The sequence below is a fragment of the Streptomyces sp. BR1 genome (assembly GCF_052373795.1).
GTDB lineage: Bacteria > Actinomycetota > Actinomycetes > Streptomycetales > Streptomycetaceae > Streptomyces.
Genome location: NZ_CM126252.1, coordinates 2491764 through 2507896 on the forward strand (window position 1 = coordinate 2491764; position 16133 = coordinate 2507896).

The 16133-nt window shown below is 71.1% G+C and carries 13 protein-coding genes; 8 read left to right on the top strand and 5 right to left on the bottom strand.

Translation table 11 applies throughout. The features are described from left to right. Positions 1-70 precede the first annotated feature (70 nt). From ACT1U9_RS10510 to ACT1U9_RS10525, 4 genes are all read left to right on the top strand, one after another. Positions 71-1438, top strand: a complete 1368-nt coding sequence (locus tag ACT1U9_RS10510) for an APC family permease (protein WP_444538079.1) — start codon at positions 71-73, stop codon at positions 1436-1438. A 169-nt stretch (positions 1439-1607) separates the two neighbouring features. Continuing rightward, entirely contained in the window at positions 1608-2822 is a 1215-nt protein-coding gene (gene xseA, locus ACT1U9_RS10515) for an exodeoxyribonuclease VII large subunit (protein WP_444538080.1), read from the top strand. A 10-nt stretch (positions 2823-2832) separates the two neighbouring features. Next, complete coding sequence (locus ACT1U9_RS10520) at positions 2833-3081, top strand: exodeoxyribonuclease VII small subunit (protein ID WP_444538081.1); 249 nt, start codon at positions 2833-2835, stop codon at positions 3079-3081. Between the two features lie 532 nt (positions 3082-3613). Then, a complete protein-coding gene (locus tag ACT1U9_RS10525) occupies positions 3614-4204 on the top strand; it encodes a malonic semialdehyde reductase (protein WP_444538082.1) in 591 nt (196 codons plus the stop codon). Between the two features lie 79 nt (positions 4205-4283). Here ACT1U9_RS10525 and ACT1U9_RS10530 read toward each other — a convergent pair whose 3' ends face one another. Then, positions 4284-4820 (bottom strand): DUF4245 domain-containing protein, encoded by a 537-nt coding sequence (locus ACT1U9_RS10530; protein WP_444538083.1) that lies wholly within the window; start codon positions 4818-4820, stop codon positions 4284-4286. 125 nt (positions 4821-4945) lie between these two features. On the opposite strand from ACT1U9_RS10530, the gene glpX reads away from it, so the two are divergent. Continuing rightward, on the top strand, positions 4946-5977 hold the full coding sequence (gene glpX, locus ACT1U9_RS10535; RefSeq protein WP_444538084.1) for a class II fructose-bisphosphatase: 1032 nt from the start codon (positions 4946-4948) through the stop codon (positions 5975-5977). A 68-nt stretch (positions 5978-6045) separates the two neighbouring features. On the opposite strand, the gene ACT1U9_RS10540 is transcribed toward glpX, so the two are convergent. Then, positions 6046-6402: a WhiB family transcriptional regulator gene (locus ACT1U9_RS10540; RefSeq protein ID WP_188276116.1), complete on the bottom strand. Its 357-nt coding sequence runs from the start codon at positions 6400-6402 to the stop codon at positions 6046-6048. A gap of 148 nt (positions 6403-6550) precedes the next feature. Further along, positions 6551-7249 (bottom strand): DUF1707 SHOCT-like domain-containing protein, encoded by a 699-nt coding sequence (locus ACT1U9_RS10545; RefSeq protein ID WP_444538085.1) that lies wholly within the window; start codon positions 7247-7249, stop codon positions 6551-6553. Between the two features lie 222 nt (positions 7250-7471). Here ACT1U9_RS10545 and ACT1U9_RS10550 point away from each other — a divergent pair, with 222 nt between their 5' ends. Beyond that, a complete protein-coding gene (locus tag ACT1U9_RS10550) occupies positions 7472-9142 on the top strand; it encodes a fumarate hydratase (RefSeq protein ID WP_444538086.1) in 1671 nt (556 codons plus the stop codon). 436 nt (positions 9143-9578) lie between these two features. Here the strand turns inward: ACT1U9_RS10550 and ACT1U9_RS10555 are convergent, their stop codons facing one another. Both ACT1U9_RS10555 and ACT1U9_RS10560 read right to left on the bottom strand, forming a co-directional pair. Beyond that, positions 9579-12182: a GNAT family N-acetyltransferase gene (locus tag ACT1U9_RS10555; protein ID WP_444538087.1), complete on the bottom strand. Its 2604-nt coding sequence runs from the start codon at positions 12180-12182 to the stop codon at positions 9579-9581. A 71-nt stretch (positions 12183-12253) separates the two neighbouring features. Further along, positions 12254-13795, bottom strand: a complete 1542-nt coding sequence (locus tag ACT1U9_RS10560; protein ID WP_444538088.1) for a ricin-type beta-trefoil lectin domain protein — start codon at positions 13793-13795, stop codon at positions 12254-12256. Between the two features lie 107 nt (positions 13796-13902). Here ACT1U9_RS10560 and ACT1U9_RS10565 point away from each other — a divergent pair, with 107 nt between their 5' ends. After that, on the top strand, positions 13903-15294 hold the full coding sequence (locus ACT1U9_RS10565; protein WP_444538089.1) for a class II fumarate hydratase: 1392 nt from the start codon (positions 13903-13905) through the stop codon (positions 15292-15294). A gap of 58 nt (positions 15295-15352) precedes the next feature. Next, the gene (fomD, locus tag ACT1U9_RS10570) at positions 15353-16027 is read left to right on the top strand and encodes a cytidylyl-2-hydroxypropylphosphonate hydrolase (protein WP_444538090.1); all 675 of its coding nucleotides are present in this window, start codon (positions 15353-15355) and stop codon (positions 16025-16027) included. The last annotated feature ends 106 nt before the right edge of the window (positions 16028-16133 follow it).

Here is a 16133-nt window from a genome sequence, read left to right on the forward strand (position 1 = left end):
CGCGCGTGGAGGGCGACACCCGTGCCCCGCCCGGCGGGCCAAAGATCGTCCGGGCCGTGAGACTGGCCGCATGAGTGTGCACAGCACCGAGGAGGGCGAGCGGCCCGCGGAGGCGGGTGAGCTGCGGCGGAGCCTGGGCTTTCGTGACCTGGTCGTGTACGGGCTGCTGTTCATCGCCCCCATGGCGCCCGTCGGCATCTTCGGCACGCTGGACGCGAAGTCGCACGGCGCCGTGGCGCTGGTCTACCTCGTCGCGACCGCCGCGATGGCGTTCACCGCTCTGAGTTACGCGCAGATGGTGCGGGTCGCCCCGCAGGCGGGTTCTGTCTTCGCCTACGCGCGCGCGGGTCTCGGCGAAGGCGCCGGGTTCATCGCCGGCTGGATGGCGATGCTCGACTATCTGCTGATCCCGGCGGTCGCGTACCTCTTCTCGGGCATCGCCATGAACTCCCTGGTCCCGTCGGTCTCCCGGTGGGTGTGGACCGCCCTTGCCGTGGTGATCACCACGGCGCTCAACCTCTGGGGCGTACGGGCGGCGGCGCGCGTCGGGTTCGCGGTGCTCGCGATGGAGATCGGTGTGCTGCTCGTCTTCCTCGTCTCGGCGGTGGTCGTGCTCGTACGGGACGGGACGCAACGCGACTGGCTCTCGCCGCTGACCGGGGACGCCGGGTTCTCGCTGTCGGCGGTGCTCAGCGCGGTCTCGGTGGCGGTGCTCTCGTATCTCGGTTTCGACGCGATCGCCGCCTTCGCGGAGGAGGTCACCGGGGGTTCCGAGAAGGTCGCGCGCGCGGTGCTGTTCTGTCTGGCGCTCGCGGGGGTGCTGTTCGTGGCGCAGACGTATTCGGCGGCGCTCCTGGAGCCGGTGCCGTCGGCGCGGCTGGCCGCCGAGCCGGCCAAGCAGGGCTCGGCCTTCTACGACACGGTCGAGGCCTCCGTGGGCACCTGGCTGCACGATCTGGTGGCGGCGAGCAAGGCGATCGGGGCGGCGTTCGCGGCGCTGGCCGGGCAGGCGGCGGCCGGGCGGCTGGTCTTCGCCATGGCGCGCGAGCGGCGGCTGCCGAAGCTCCTGTCGCGGACCCAGTCGGGCGTACCGCGCGCGGCGCTGCTCGGCGCCGCCCTGGTGACGCTGGTGGCGGCGGTCTGGGCGGCCCGGCGCGACGACGGCATGGACAAGCTGGTCTCGGTGGTCGACATGGGCGCCCTCACCGCGTTCCTGCTGCTGCACGCGTCGGTGATCGGCTGGTACGTCGTACGGCAACGCGAGGGCGCGCCCGACTGGCTGAGGCATCTGGTGCTTCCGCTGCTCGGCGGGACGGTGATCGTGGCGGTGATGTGGGAGGCGACGCGCACGGCGCAGGTGGTGGGGTTCGTGTGGCTGGTGCTGGGGGTGGGAGTGCTGATGGTGCAGGGGGCGGAACGGTTCGGGCGGGCGGGGTAGGGGGCGGGGGTGCGGGTGCTGTGGCGGGCGGGGTGCGCCATGTCGCGAGCGGGGTGACGGGCGGGCCGCGTCGCGGGCGGGCCGCGCCGGGACCGCGTCAGGTCCGCTTCGGGGCCACGTCCGTGTCGGTGTCAGGGCCGGTGTCAGTGGGGGCCGTTAGCCTGCGTACATGGGTCTGAATACGAGTGCCGAGGCGCCGCTGCCGGTCGGTGAGGTGTCGCGCCTCATCGGCGGGTGGATCGACCGGCTGGGGGCGGTGTGGGTCGAGGGGCAGATCACCCAGCTCTCGCGGCGGCCCGGCGCGGGCGTGGTGTTCCTGACGCTGCGTGACCCGGCGCACGACATCTCGGTGTCGGTCACCTGCTACCGGCAGGTGTTCGACGCGGTGGCCGACGTCGTCGCGGAGGGCGCGCGCGTGGTGGTCCTCGCGAAGCCGGAGTGGTACGCGCCGCGTGGGCAGCTGTCGCTGCGGGCCACGGAGATACGGCCCGTGGGGATCGGCGAACTGCTCGCGCGCCTGGAGCAGTTGAAGAAGTCGCTCGCGGCGGAGGGGCTGTTCGCGCTGGACCGCAAGCGGCCGCTGCCATTTCTGCCGCAGCTCGTGGGGCTCGTGGTGGGCCGTGCCTCGGCGGCGGAGCGGGACGTACTGGAGAACGCGCGGCGGCGCTGGCCCGCGGTGCGGTTCGAGGTGCGGAACGTGGCGGTGCAGGGGGTGCACGCGGTGCCGCAGGTCGTGGCGGCGGTGAAGGAGCTGGACGCGCTGGCGGACGTCGACGTGATCATCGTGGCGCGGGGCGGCGGCAGCGTGGAGGATCTGCTGCCGTTCTCGGACGAACGGGTGGTGCGGACGGTGTCCGAGTGCCGTACGCCGGTGGTGTCGGCGATCGGGCACGAGCCGGATTCGCCGCTGCTCGACCTGGTCGCGGACCTGCGGGCGTCCACGCCGACCGACGCGGCGAAGAAGGTCGTCCCCGACGTCGGGGAGGAGCTGGACCGGGTCCGGATGCTGCGGGACCGGGCACGGCGGCACGTCGTCGGGCTGGTCGACCGGGAGGAGCGGGGGCTCGCCGGGATGCTCGCGCGGCCCTGGATGGAGCGGCCGCACCGGATGGTGGACGACCGGGCCGACGAGGTGGACGCGCTGGTCCACCGGTCGCGCCGGGTCCTCGGCCATCTGCTGGACCGGGCCGACTCGGAGCTGTCCCACACCCGCGCGCGCGTGGTCGCGCTGTCGCCGGCGGCGACGCTGGAGCGGGGGTACGCGGTGCTCCAGCGTTCGGGCGGGGCGGTGGTGCGGTCGCCGTCGGAGGTCGCCGGGGGCGAGGAGTTGCGGGCCAGGGTGGCCGAGGGTGAGTTCACGGTTGTCGTCGGGACGGATGCGTAGGGTGACGGGTATGGGTGCGAAGGATGTGGCCGGGCCTGCGGGCGGCGCCTCGGGGGCGTCGGCGTCGTCCGAGTCGCTCGGGTACGAGCAGGCTCGGGACGAACTGATCGACGTGGTACGGCAGTTGGAGGCGGGGGGTACGACGCTGGAGGAGTCGTTGGCGCTGTGGGAGCGGGGGGAGGCGCTGGCGAAGGTGTGCGGGCGGTGGTTGGAGGGGGCGCGGGCCCGGCTGGACGCGGCGCTGGAGGCCGAACGGTGACGCCCCCCACCCCACCCCACCCCTTCCCTAAACCCTCCGGGGGTGGGTGGGGGTGAGGACGGCCCCCCCGGGGGCTACGCCCCCGGACCCCCCTTTGCGGCCTGCGACCCCTGCACCCCGCTTCGGCGCTCCGCCCCGGACCCCGGCTGGGGTGGGTGGGTAAGCGGGGCTTCGCCCCTGCACCCCGCTTTGTCTGCGGACCGTGCCGGGTTGCTCGCGCAGCTCCCCGCGCCCCCAAGAGGGCCCTCCGGGCCCATCAGCCCGCACCCCCCAGGAGGGCCCGAAGGGCCCCTTAAGGGGCGCGGGGAACTGCGCGATCAGCCCCCACCGGCGGTCAGCCAAAGAACCCGCCCGCCCAGGACTTAAGGGAACGGACGGGGTGGGGGTAATCCTGGCTGGAAATCGACTACCGCTGTGAACCCCATCACCCCACCCCCCATTTAGTTGAAAGTTAACCTAACTCCGTCGTACCGTGGCGGCACCGCTTGATCCCCCGCAAGCGGACCCCGTAAGTCCGGAAGGTACGTACGCAATGTCTCTCGCCCTTGACCCCACCGCCCAGGACCTCCTCTTCCGTGAGGCCCGTACCGCCAACACGTTCACCGACGAGCCGGTGACCGAGGAGCAGGTTCAGGCGATCTACGACCTGGTCAAGTACGGGCCGACCGCCTTCAACCAGACGCCGCTGCGGATCGTCCTGGTGCGGTCGGCCGAGGCCCGGGAGCGGCTCGTGGCGCAGATGGCCGAGGGCAATCAGGCCAAGACCGCCGCCGCCCCGCTGGTCGCCATCCTCGCCGCGGACAACGAGTTCCACGAGGAGCTGCCGAAGCTGTTCCCGCACTTCCCGCAGGCCAAGGACGTGTTCTTCAGCGAGCGCCCGGTCCGTGAGAACGCCGCCGGTCTGAACGCCGCCATGCAGGCCGCCTACTTCATCGTCGGCGTCCGCGCCGCCGGGCTCGCCGCCGGTCCGATGACCGGGTTCGACGCCGCCGGTGTCCAGAAGGAGTTCCTGGACGGCGACCACACCCCGCTGATGGTCGTCAACATCGGCAAGCCGGGCGAGGGCGCCTCGTTCCCCCGCAGCCCCCGCCTCGGCTTCGACGAGGTCGTCACCACCGTCTGAGGCCGAGCCCCCGCAGCAACGCCGAAAGGCCGTCGCACCGATCCCCCCGGTGCGGCGGCCTTTCGCCGTCGTAAAACCCTTACGACTTCTTCAGTTCCAGCGCCGCCGCAACCTTCTCCAGCTGCGCGAACGGCGCCGTTCCGGTCACCACCGTCGTGGAGCCCTTGTCCTCGCGTACGAGCGCGTTGTACTTCGGGCCGTCCCAGCGGCGCCAGGTGGCGCCCGCGATCTGCTGGGTGTGGTCGGTCTTCTTCGCCTGCTTGGCGACCGACGCCACGAACTTGTCGCGGTCCGGCGCCGAGGACTGCTCGATCCCCACGTACTGCGTGTCGGGGTCGAGGAAGCCCAGGTGCCAGGCGTTGTTGTCCTTGCCGTCGAAGGTGACCGAGGTCGCCTTCCACTTGTCCTGGTCGGGGAGCCCCACCGGCGCCGCCACCGGGTACGGCGCGGCGCGCCGGGCCGTCAGGAGCTCGACGCGGTAGTCGATCGCCTTGACGTTCGGGTCCTTGTTCTCGTCGTGCGGGACGAACATGTAGATCACAGCCACGGCGATACCGATCACCGCCAACGACTGCAGCATGTTCCGCACACTCTGCTTGCCACGCGTTCCTGCCACGCACCCATGGTCTCAGGTCATGTCGCTGCTCATACGTGGCCCCCTCTGCTCATTTTGTCGACGTACCGATAGAGTCAAGGCACCCTCTTTTCCCCGGCCGTCGCCGTACAGAAAGGTGCGCTCCGATGACCGAGCACAACTTGCCGCCCCAGCTTGAGGTCTCGCCCGAGGCCCCCGACCGCAACCTCGCCCTGGAGCTGGTCCGGGTCACCGAGGCCGCCGCCATGGCCGCGGGCCGGTGGGTGGGCCGTGGCGACAAGCTCGGCGCGGACGGCGCCGCGGTCAACGCCATGCGCACCCTCGTCTCCACCGTCTCCATGAACGGCGTCGTCGTCATCGGAGAGGGCGAGAAGGACGAAGCTCCCATGCTCTACAACGGGGAGCGCATCGGTGACGGCACCGGTCCCGAGGTCGACATCGCGGTCGACCCGATCGACGGCACCACACTCAACGCCAAGGGCATGCCCAACGCGATCGCCGTGCTGGCCGCCGCCGACCGGGGCACCATGTTCGACCCGTCGGCCGTCTTCTACATGGACAAGCTGGTCACCGGGCCCGAGGCCGCCGACTTCGTCGACATCAACGCCCCCGTGTCGGTGAACATCCGCCGCGTCGCCAAGGCCAAGAACTCCTCGCCCGAGGACGTCACGGTCGTCATCCTCGACCGCCCCCGCCACGAGGGCATCGTCAAGGAGATCCGCGAGACCGGCGCGCGCATCAAGTTCATCACCGACGGCGACGTCGCCGGTTCGATCATGGCCGTGCGCGAGGGCACCGGCGTCGACCTGCTCATGGGCATCGGCGGCACCCCCGAGGGCATCATCTCCGCCTGCGCGATCAAGTGCCTCGGCGGCACCATCCAGGGCAAGCTGTGGCCCAAGGACGAGGCCGAGAAGCAGCGCGCGCTCGACGCGGGCCACGACCTGGACCGCGTGCTGAGCACCAACGACCTGGTCTCCGGCGACAACGTCTTCTTCGTCGCCACCGGCATCACCGACGGCGAGCTGCTGCGCGGTGTGCGCTACCGCGGCGAGACCGCGACCACCCAGTCGCTGGTCATGCGCTCCAAGTCCGGCACGATCCGCCAGATCGACTCCACGCACCGCCTCTCGAAGCTGCGCGCCTACAGTCAGATCGACTTCGACCGCGCGAAGTAAGAGACGTACGTACTACGTACGTGAAGGGGCGCCCCCGTTGTGCGGACGGGGGCGCCCCTTCGCGTACGTCAGGCGGCCGACGCGGCCTTCTTGAGCTCGACCTCGCGCCGGCGCCGCCGGGCCAGCACCACACGCCGCTCCGCCGCCGTCAGACCGCCCCACACCCCGTACGGCTCGGGCATGAGCAGGGCGTGCTCGCGGCACTCGACCATCACGGGGCAGCGGGCGCAGACGCGCTTGGCCGCCTCCTCGCGCGACAGCCGGGCGGCCGTCGGCTCCTTCGAAGGGGCGAAGAAAAGTCCCGCCTCGTCCCGGCGACAGACCGCCTCCGTGTGCCACGGGCCCGCGCCGTCCTCCCGTACTGGGCCGCGCTGCGGCGGTACGGCGGCGGCGACCTGCAGGGACTGATGCGGCGGATGCAGCACGGCCAACTCCTGACGACGGCTGACGACGGCTTCGCGAGCGAGCGACGATGCGAAGGTCCCTACCCGCTGTGCGCGTGCCTATGCACTGAGTTCCCTTGGCGGAACTCCGATCGTGCGCCGGTGTCCAAAAGTGTGCGGTTGCGATGCGTCAGGAGTCGAGGCGTTTGCGCAGGCGGTCGTGGAGGTCGGCGATCCGCTTGCCGCGCTTGGGCTTGGCCTCGATGTTGCCGAATACCGAGTACCCGTTCACGACCACGACCGGCGCCTCGGGGTGCTCGGCCTCCAGCGTGTCCACTTCGAAATTCCCGAAGACGTTGGTGCCGCTGCCGCGCAGCGTCAGGTTCTCCGGGACCCGGACCTCCACGTTGCCGAAGATCGAGGTGGCGTTGATGACGGAGAGGCGCTGCTCGAAGTACGCCTCGGTGAGGTCGATCTCGACGCTGCCGAACAGCGCGAACGCGTTGGTCCGGCGCCCGATGCGCCAGCGGCCCTTGCGGGTCGAGCTGGAGAAGACGGCCACCAGGTTCTCGGCGGCGACGGGCCCCGCGGCCTCGTCCTCGGCGCGTGCGGTCGCGTACGCGGGGGCCGGGGCCGGGGCGGCGAAGCGCGGCGCGCCGTCGGCGGCCGCGGGCAGGTCCCGTACCAGCGGCTCCAGTTCGCTCATGGTCTTCGCGCGGTACACGCCGTCGACGCGCTCCGCGTGCTCCTCCGCGTCGAGCCGCCCCTCGGCCAGGGCCTCGCGCAGGATGTCGGCGACCCGGTCCCGGTCGGCGTCGGAGGCGCGCAGCGCCACGGCGGACGGCGCGGGCTCCACGGACTGCGGCTGGACGTGCTTTTCGAGATCCACGGATTCAGGATATCGAAACGCGATAGATCGCGACTAGGGGGCGAGGGGCGGTTCAGGGACGGATCAGGGGTGAAGTCAGGGTCGGCTCAGGGGCGGGTGTCCGGGACCCCGGGCGGAACTGAGCCTTACCTCACAGAATCACCACCGCGTCGGCCGCATACGCTTGAGGGTGCTGTGCCAATGGAGGTCCAGTCGCTGTCTGCCGAGTGAGGAATGGCCGTAATGCCAGAGTTTGCGTACTCCGATCTGCTCCCCCTGGGCGAGGACGCCACGCCGTACCGCCTGGTGACCTCCGAGGGTGTCTCCACCTTCGAGGCCGACGGCCGTACGTTCCTCAAGGTCGAGCCGGAGGCGCTGCGCAAGCTCGCCGCCGAGGCGATCCACGACATCCAGCACTATCTGCGCCCGGCCCACCTGGCCCAGCTGCGCAAGATCATCGACGACCCCGAGGCGTCGAGCAACGACAAGTTCGTGGCGCTCGACCTGCTGAAGAACGCGAACATCGCGGCGGCGGGCGTACTGCCGATGTGCCAGGACACCGGCACGGCGATCGTGATGGGCAAGCGCGGCCAGAACGTGCTGACCGAGGGCGGCGACGAGGCGGCGCTCTCGCGCGGCATCTACGACGCGTACACCCAGCTCAACCTGCGCTACTCGCAGATGGCTCCGCTCACCATGTGGGAGGAGAAGAACACCGGCTCGAACCTGCCGGCGCAGATCGAGCTGTACGCGACGGACGGCGGCGCGTACAAGTTCCTCTTCATGGCGAAGGGCGGCGGCTCGGCCAACAAGTCGTTCCTGTACCAGGAGACGAAGGCCGTCCTCAACGAGGCCTCCATGATGAAGTTCCTGGAGGAGAAGATCCGCTCGCTCGGTACGGCGGCGTGCCCGCCCTACCACCTGGCGATCGTGGTCGGCGGCACCAGCGCCGAGTTCGCGCTCAAGACCGCGAAGTACGCCTCCGCGCACTACCTGGACGAGCTGCCCACCGAGGGCTCGGCGACCGGGCACGGCTTCCGTGACCAGGAGCTGGAGCAGAAGGTCTTCGAGCTGACGCAGAAGATCGGGATCGGGGCGCAGTTCGGCGGCAAGTACTTCTGCCACGACGTACGTGTGGTGCGTCTGCCCCGGCACGGTGCCTCGCTGCCCGTCGCCATCGCCGTGTCCTGCTCGGCGGACCGCCAGGCGGTCGCGAAGATCACGGCCGAGGGTGTGTTCCTGGAGGAGCTGGAGAAGGACCCGGCGCGGTTCCTGCCGGAGACGACGGACGAGCACCTGTCCGCCGACTCGGACGACGTCGTACGCATCGACCTCAACCGGCCGATGGACGACATCCTCGCCGAGCTCACCAAGTACCCGGTCAAGACCCGGCTCTCGCTGACCGGCCCGCTGGTCGTGGCGCGCGACATCGCGCACGCGAAGATCAAGGAGCGGCTGGACGCGGGCGAGGAGATGCCTCAGTACCTGAAGGACCACCCGGTGTACTACGCCGGCCCCGCGAAGACCCCCGAGGGTTACGCGTCCGGGTCGTTCGGGCCGACGACGGCCGGGCGTATGGACTCGTACGTGGAGCAGTTCCAGGCGGCCGGTGGGTCCAAGGTGATGCTGGCGAAGGGGAACCGGTCGGCGCAGGTGACGAAGGCGTGCGACGCGCACGGCGGGTTCTACCTGGGCTCGATCGGCGGGCCTGCGGCCCGGCTCGCCCAGGACTGCATCAAGAAGGTCGAGGTCGTCGAGTACGAGGAGCTCGGGATGGAGGCGGTGTGGAAGATCGAGGTCGAGGACTTCCCGGCGTTCATCGTGGTCGACGACAAGGGCAACGACTTCTTCCAGGCGCCGTCTGAGCCGCCGACGTTCTTGAACATTCCGCTGCGGGGCGCGACGCAGTCCTGACCGTTGGATGGCCCCACCCCGCCCCTTCCCTAAACCCTCCGGGGGTGGGAGGGGGTAAGGGTGGTCTCCCGGGGGCTACGCCCCCGGACCCCGAGCGGGGCTGCGCCCCCGCACCCCCTCGGGGGCTCCGCCCCCTGAACCCCCGGCTGGGGTGGGTGGGTAAGCGGGGCTGCACCCCGGCTGAGGGTGGGCGGGTTGCGGGGCTGCGCCCCCTGGGGGTGGGTGGGTACGCGGGGCTCGCCCGTGCGGTGCGGGTGCGTTGCGGGGCTGCGCCCCCGCACCCCGCTTCGTCTGCGGATCGTACTGGGTTGCTCGCGCAGTTCCCCACCGGCGGTCAGTCGAACACGGGGCTCGGGACACAGCCCCGACCGGGGGTTCGGGGGCGTAGCCCCCGGGAGACCACCCTCACCCACCACCCGGCCGCCCGCCCAGGGCTTCAGGGAAGGGGCGGGGTGGGGATCGAAGCGCGGTCCAAGAAGGCCAGGCGTGCTCGTTTCTCCGGCTTCTGGACCTCCGGGCCGAGGACGAACCCCGAGCGGACCATCCGCGCGATGGACTTCTCGTTGCGGACGTCCGGCTCGACCACGAGCCGCAGATGCGACGGGTCCTGGAACGCGTAGGACGTCAGCGCCGACATCAGCACGCCCGTGAAGCCCGAGCGGGGCGACGACGACGGGGCCACCAGGATGTGGACGCCCCAGTCCCCCGGCCGCACCTCGTAGCACTCCCCCACCGGATCCGCCGCAGGGTCGTACGTCTGGAACAGCGCGACCGGCTCATCGTCCAGGTGGACCAGGAACGCGTGGTGCGTGGTGAGCCCGTCCACGTACTCGTACGTCGAGCGGACATCGTCCCGCGACGCGTCCCGCATGCCCCAGAACTCCGCCCGCTCCTCCGTCACCCACCCATGGACGACCTCCGCGTCCCCGGCCGGATCCAGCGGCAACACCCGTACCGTTCCGAACCCTTCGACCTTCTGCTCGTACACGCTCGCCCGCACCGCGCCGCCCACTTCTCTCCTCAACTCGTTCCAGTCCGTCACCACCGGCGCCAGCTCCCCCGCCCGCCACAGCGGAAGCTGATCCCGCCGGTGGGGGCTCCCGGGCACCCCGGACGCGCCCAGCGGGACCACCCACAGAGAGTCGTCACGGTTGGCCAGGTCCCAGACGTAACGCGCCGCCGGGCCACGGGCGCTGAGGTGCGTCACGCCCGGCACGCTGCTCGTCGACAACACGCAGTCGTGGTCGCCCGCGAGGCCCGGCCACTCCTCGGCTGTGGGAAGCGCCTGCCAGGGGGCCAGCCGGTGCGCCTCGCCCCACGCGGCGAACTCCTGCCCCGCCACTTCCTCCAGTGCCGAACGCACCGCCCCCACCCGGTCCAGATCCGGCAGCATCCATTCCGCCGTCAGGATCGTCTCCAGGGCGAAGGCGATGCGCGGGGTCAGCGCCAGCCACGGCAGGAACAGGTCCGGCAGGGGCGGGAGTTCGGTGAGGTCGCTGAAGTCGGGGGCCGTCGCCAAGTTCCGTACTACCGCCGCTCGGACCGTCGCGTACGCCATCGCGTCCGTCGAATCCGCTTCCATCCGGCGGTCCCAGGCCAGCAGACGATTCCTCAGGCCCTCCGCCGCCGGGCTCAGGCCCGTCAAGGAGCACAGCAACGACAGCAGCGGTGCCGCCGACTGGAGGTGCGTGTCCGTGTGGATTCGTGCCATGCCTGCCGGTGTCCAGGCCGTCTGCGTCGACAGCAACTGCCTTATGCGGTCCGCCCGGTACGGCGGTGCGAACTCCACCCCGAGCGGCTCCGCCAGGCCCCGCTGGTTCGCCATCACCGCCGTCCCGGACACCTCCGCGCGCGGCATCTCCGCCCAGCCCGTCCACTCGTGTCCGGACTCCCAGGCCGGTACGACCCGTACGCGGTTGTCGCCGTGGCGCAGTGGTACGCGGCCCGCCACCCGGTGCAGTACGCCGCCCTCGGTGTCCGCCGCCTGGACGACGTTGACCGGCTCCACCCAGCCGTCCACCGCCCGGTCCACGTCCGCGGAAGTCTTCGCGCGGAGCAGCGCCGGGAGCGCCGCGAAGCCCACGTCCGCCGTCACCCGGGGCGGGTGGCGCAGGCTGATGGCGTCCGACGCGTCGGGGCCGCCGATGATCAGCGGGCCGCGTTCGGTCTCGATCACCTCGACCGTGACCGGGGCCGCGCCCGCCACCTCGATCGTCTCCGTGTGGGCGTGGGCGGGGCACCAGCCGTCGGGGCCCAGCGCCTCCACGCCCGTATCGCTGCGGCGCAGGCGTTCGCGGTAGAGGTCCTGGTAGTCGGCCATGGCGTTGGTGATGGCCCAGGCGGCCGAGCCGGTGTGGCCGAAGTGGGCGATGCCGGGGACGCCGGGCACGGCGAGGCCCACGACGTCGAACTCCGGGCAGGCCAGCCGGATCTGCTGGTAGACGCCCGGGTCCTCGATGAAGCGGTGCGGGTCGCCCGCGATGAGCGCGGCGCCGCTCGCGGTGTGCTCGCCGGTGACCAGCCAGCCGTTGGAGCCGGAGGTGCCGGGGCCGTCGGTGGCGAACAGGTCCACCGCGTCCGGGCCGAGCAGGGCCAGCGCCCGCTCGCGCCACAGCTTGGCCGGGAAACCGGCGAACAGGATGTGGGCGGAGAGCCAGACGCCGAGCGGGGTCCACGGCTCCCAGCGGCCCGGGGCGAGCCCGACAGCCGCGAACTGGTCCTGGTCCACGCCCACTTCGGTCAGGCCCGCGTTGACCCCGGCCACGTACTCCGTGACCCACTCCGCCGTCTCCGCGTCCAGCGCCGCGAAGCACCGCCGGGCGGTGTCGGCGAGCCGGGACTGACGGGCGAAGCGGTCCCAGCCGAGGGCGTCGGGGCCGAGGAAGGCGGCCGTGGTGCCCTGCACCCGGTGCCGTTCGACCTCGATCTGCCAGGCCCGGTCGACGGCGGTGATCCGTCCCTGTGCGTACGCCAGCTCACGGGCGTCGGCCGCCCGCAGATGCGGGACGCCCCAGGCGTCGCGATAGACCTCGGCACTCACACCCGATCCCCTCCCTATTAAGTTAGGACAGGCTAACCTAAAGGGAGGGGTCGGTCATGTGGAGGGCGGTGTTACGCGAAGCTCTGGCCCGCCGACCCGTCGCACGCCCTCAGCGTCAGCGGCTCCTTCGCCGCCGACAGCGTGGCGCACAGGCCCGTGGCCGCCGCCGGGCGCAGGGTGGAGCCGTCCCGTACGAACTCCTGGTTGGCGCCGCCGTGGCAGTTCCAGATGATCAGCCTGGCGCCGGCCGTGTAGTTCGCGCCCGGGACGTCCAGGCAGCGGTCCTGGGTGAGCTGGGTGTGCAGCGACCTGCGGTCGGTGTCGTACCACCAGCCCTGGTTGCGGCCGCCGTGGCAGTCCCAGCCGATCACGGGGGTGTTGTTCGCGCTGCTGGCTCCCGTCACGTCCAGGCAGGTGCCGGTGGCCGCGTTCTTCAGCGGCTGGTACGCGTCGTCCCAGGCGAGCGGGTAGAGCACCGGCGAGCCGGTGGAGGCCGGGTCGGCGCAGCTTCCCTCCCGTACGTCCGCGTCGTAGATCTGGGTGAGGCAGGAGGCGAAGGCGCCGTGGCCCCGGTAGTTGGGGTGGAAGGACTGGCGGACCGAGTTGGAGTCCGGCAGGCCGGGCTTGGAGAGGTCGATGTAGAGACCGCGCGCCCAGGTGTCCTCCATGCACACCTCGTGGCCGTTGAAGAGCCGCGAGTTGTCGAGGAAGACCGCGCCGGTGTCGGCGGCCGCCTTGCGCATCCCGCGCTCGAAGGCGGGGACGGCGGTGTTGCGGCCCCAGACGGTGTCGGAGTCGTAGCCGAGGCCGCCGCAGGCGAGCTTGCCGGGGAAGTTCGGGTTGTCGTGGAAGTCGGGGCCGATCGGGCTCGGGTAGCCCATCACGACGAGCTTGTAGTCGCCGTCCGCGTACCCGGCGTCGCGCATCACGGTCTTCAGGTCGTCGACCGTCGCCTCGACCTTGGGCACCAGGCCGTCCACCCGCGCCTGCCAGCCCGGCGCGTACTTCGACTCGCACGGGCCCTGGAGCAGCAGATACCGCTCGACGCAGTCCGTCATCACCGGGCCGAACTGGAGGTCGTCGTTGGCCCCCGCGACCAGCAGCACCATCTTGATCCGGGTGTTGCGGGCCTTGATGGCGAGGCTGTCGCTCTGGACCAGTTCGTCCGCGTACTGCTTGGTGCCGCCTATCCGGATATTGCCGGTGTACGCGCCGGAACAGGCCACGTTGTACGTCTCGTCGGCGGGGATGCCGGTGCGGTGGATCGCGGAGTCGGGGGCGCGGTGGCACCAGTTGTCGGGGCCGTTGGTGCCGGCCTCGTAGGTGCCGACGCCCTCGCCGGAGATCTCGCTGTCGCCGAGCGAGATCAGCCCCGTCTTGCGCTGGTCCATGGGCCGCTCGGCGGAATCCCCGTACAGCTTGACCGCCTCGGCGGCGCGGATCTTCTCCAGGTCGGGCGACAGGGGGGTCGACTGTACCGTCGCCCCGTGCGCGGTCGTCCCGGTCGTCGTCGCGTGTGCGGTCGCCGCTGTCGCCGTCATGCCGCCGAACGCGGCCGCCGCGGCCACGGTGGCCGCGAACGTGGTGCGAAGTCTGTGCCTGGTGCGCCTCATTGCGCCTCCCCGGTGGTTTGTTACCACCGGTATTTACCGGCCAGTAGGGCGCAGGGGGAATAGCTGGAACAAGACAACTGCTCATCTTTGCCAGGAGGTTCATCGACATGAACGACATTGCGTACCGCATCGAGCACGACTCCATGGGCGAGGTGCGGGTCCCCGCGCACGCCAAGTGGCGGGCCCAGACCCAGCGGGCGGTGGAGAACTTCCCCGTCTCCGGGCAGCGCCTGGAGCGCGCGCACATCGAGGCGCTGGCCCGGATCAAGGCGGCCGCCGCCAAGGTCAACGCCGAACTGGGCGTGCTCGACAAGGACATCGCGGGCGCGATCCAGGAGGCGGCCGCCGAGGTCGCCGAGGGGCGCTGGGACGAGCACTTCCCGGTCGACGTCTTCCAGACCGGCTCGGGCACCTCGTCCAACATGAACATGAACGAGGTCCTGGCGACGCTCGCGAGCGAGAAGCTCGGCCGGGACGTGCACCCCAACGACCACGTCAACGCCTCGCAGTCGTCCAACGACGTCTTCCCCTCCTCCATCCACATCGCCGCCACGGCCGCCGTCACCGGCGACCTGGTCCCGGCCCTGGAGCACCTCGCCGCATCGCTGGAGCGCAAGGCCGCCGAATTCGCGGACGTGGTCAAGTCGGGGCGTACGCATCTCATGGACGCCACTCCCGTAACCCTTGGACAGGAGTTCGGCGGCTACGCGGCGGCGATGAGATACGGCGTGGAGCGGCTGCGGGCCTCGCTGCCCCGGCTCGCCGAACTGCCGCTCGGCGGCACCGCCGTGGGCACCGGCATCAACACCCCGCCCGGGTTCTCGGCGGCGGTGATCGCCGAGGTCGCGCGCGCCACCGGCCTGCCGCTCACCGAGGCCCGAGACCACTTCGAGGCGCAGGGCGCGCGGGACGGCCTGGTGGAGACGTCCGGCCAGCTCCGCACCATCGGCGTCTCGCTCACCAAGATCTCCAACGATCTGCGCTGGATGGCGTCCGGGCCGCGTACGGGATTGGCCGAGATCAGCCTTCCCGACCTCCAGCCGGGCTCCTCGATCATGCCCGGCAAGGTCAATCCGGTCGTCCCGGAGGCCGTACTGATGGTCGCCGCGCAGGTCACCGGCAACGACGCCACGGTCGCCGCGGCGGGCGCGGCGGGCAACTTCGAGCTGAACGTGATGCTTCCGGTCATCGCCCGGAACCTGCTGGAGTCGGTACGGCTGCTCGCCAACGCCTCCCGGCTCCTCGCGGACCGCACGGTCGACGGGATCACCGCGAACCGCGAACGCGCGCGGGAGTACGCGGAGTCCTCGCCGTCCGTGGTCACCCCGCTCAACAAGTACATCGGATACGAGGAGGCCGCGAAGGTCGCCAAGAAGTCGCTGGCCGAGCGCAAGACCATCCGCGAGGTGGTCCTTGAGGGCGGTTACGTGGAGCGCGGCGACCTCACCGAGGCGCAGCTCGACGAGGCGCTGGACGTGCTGCGGATGACGCGCCCCTGACGAACAGGTGGTGACCTGTATCGCAGCGCCCTCTTGACCGTGCTCCTAAGATCTGCGCATGACAGGTACCGGAGGCACGCACCACTGGGCGCCGGGGGACCAGATCCTCTGGCGCTACCGCGACCATGCCCCCGGCCCGGAGCACCGGTTCCACATCTGCCGCCCGGTCACCGTCGTCCAGGACACCGACGAACTGCTCGCGGTGTGGATGGCGCCCGGCACCGAGTGCGTGAAACCGGTGCTCGCCGACGGCACGCCGGTGCACGAGGAACCGCTGGCGACCCGGTACACCGCCCCGCGCACCACGGAGCGCGCGCGCTGGTTCGGCACCGGCGTGCTCAAGCTCGCGCGCCCCGGCGAGCCCTGGTCGGTGTGGCTGTTCTGGGAACGGGGCTGGCGCTTCAAGAGCTGGTACGTGAACCTGGAGGAGCCGCGCACGCGGTGGTCGGGCGGGATCGACTCCGAGGACCACTTTCTCGACATCTCCGTCTACCCGGACCGCAGTTGGCAGTGGCGGGACGAGGACGAGTTCGCGCAGGCCCAGCGGGTCGGGCTGATGGACGCGGCCCGGGCCCGGCGGGTGCGGGCGGCCGGGGCGGCGGCGGTCGACGTCATCAAGGCATGGGGCGGGCCGTTCTCCCAGGGATGGGAGCAGTGGCGGCCCGATCCGCGCTGGCCTGTTCCGGTACTTCCGGCGGACTGGGATCGCACCCCGGCGCATATGCCGTCGTGAGACCCTTGATGCGCCCCCGGGGTTCAAACGTAGGATCGTCCTCCGCAAGGCTGCGCATCGGCAACGAGGGAACCCAGGGCGCAAATTGACCGTATGTCACTTCAAG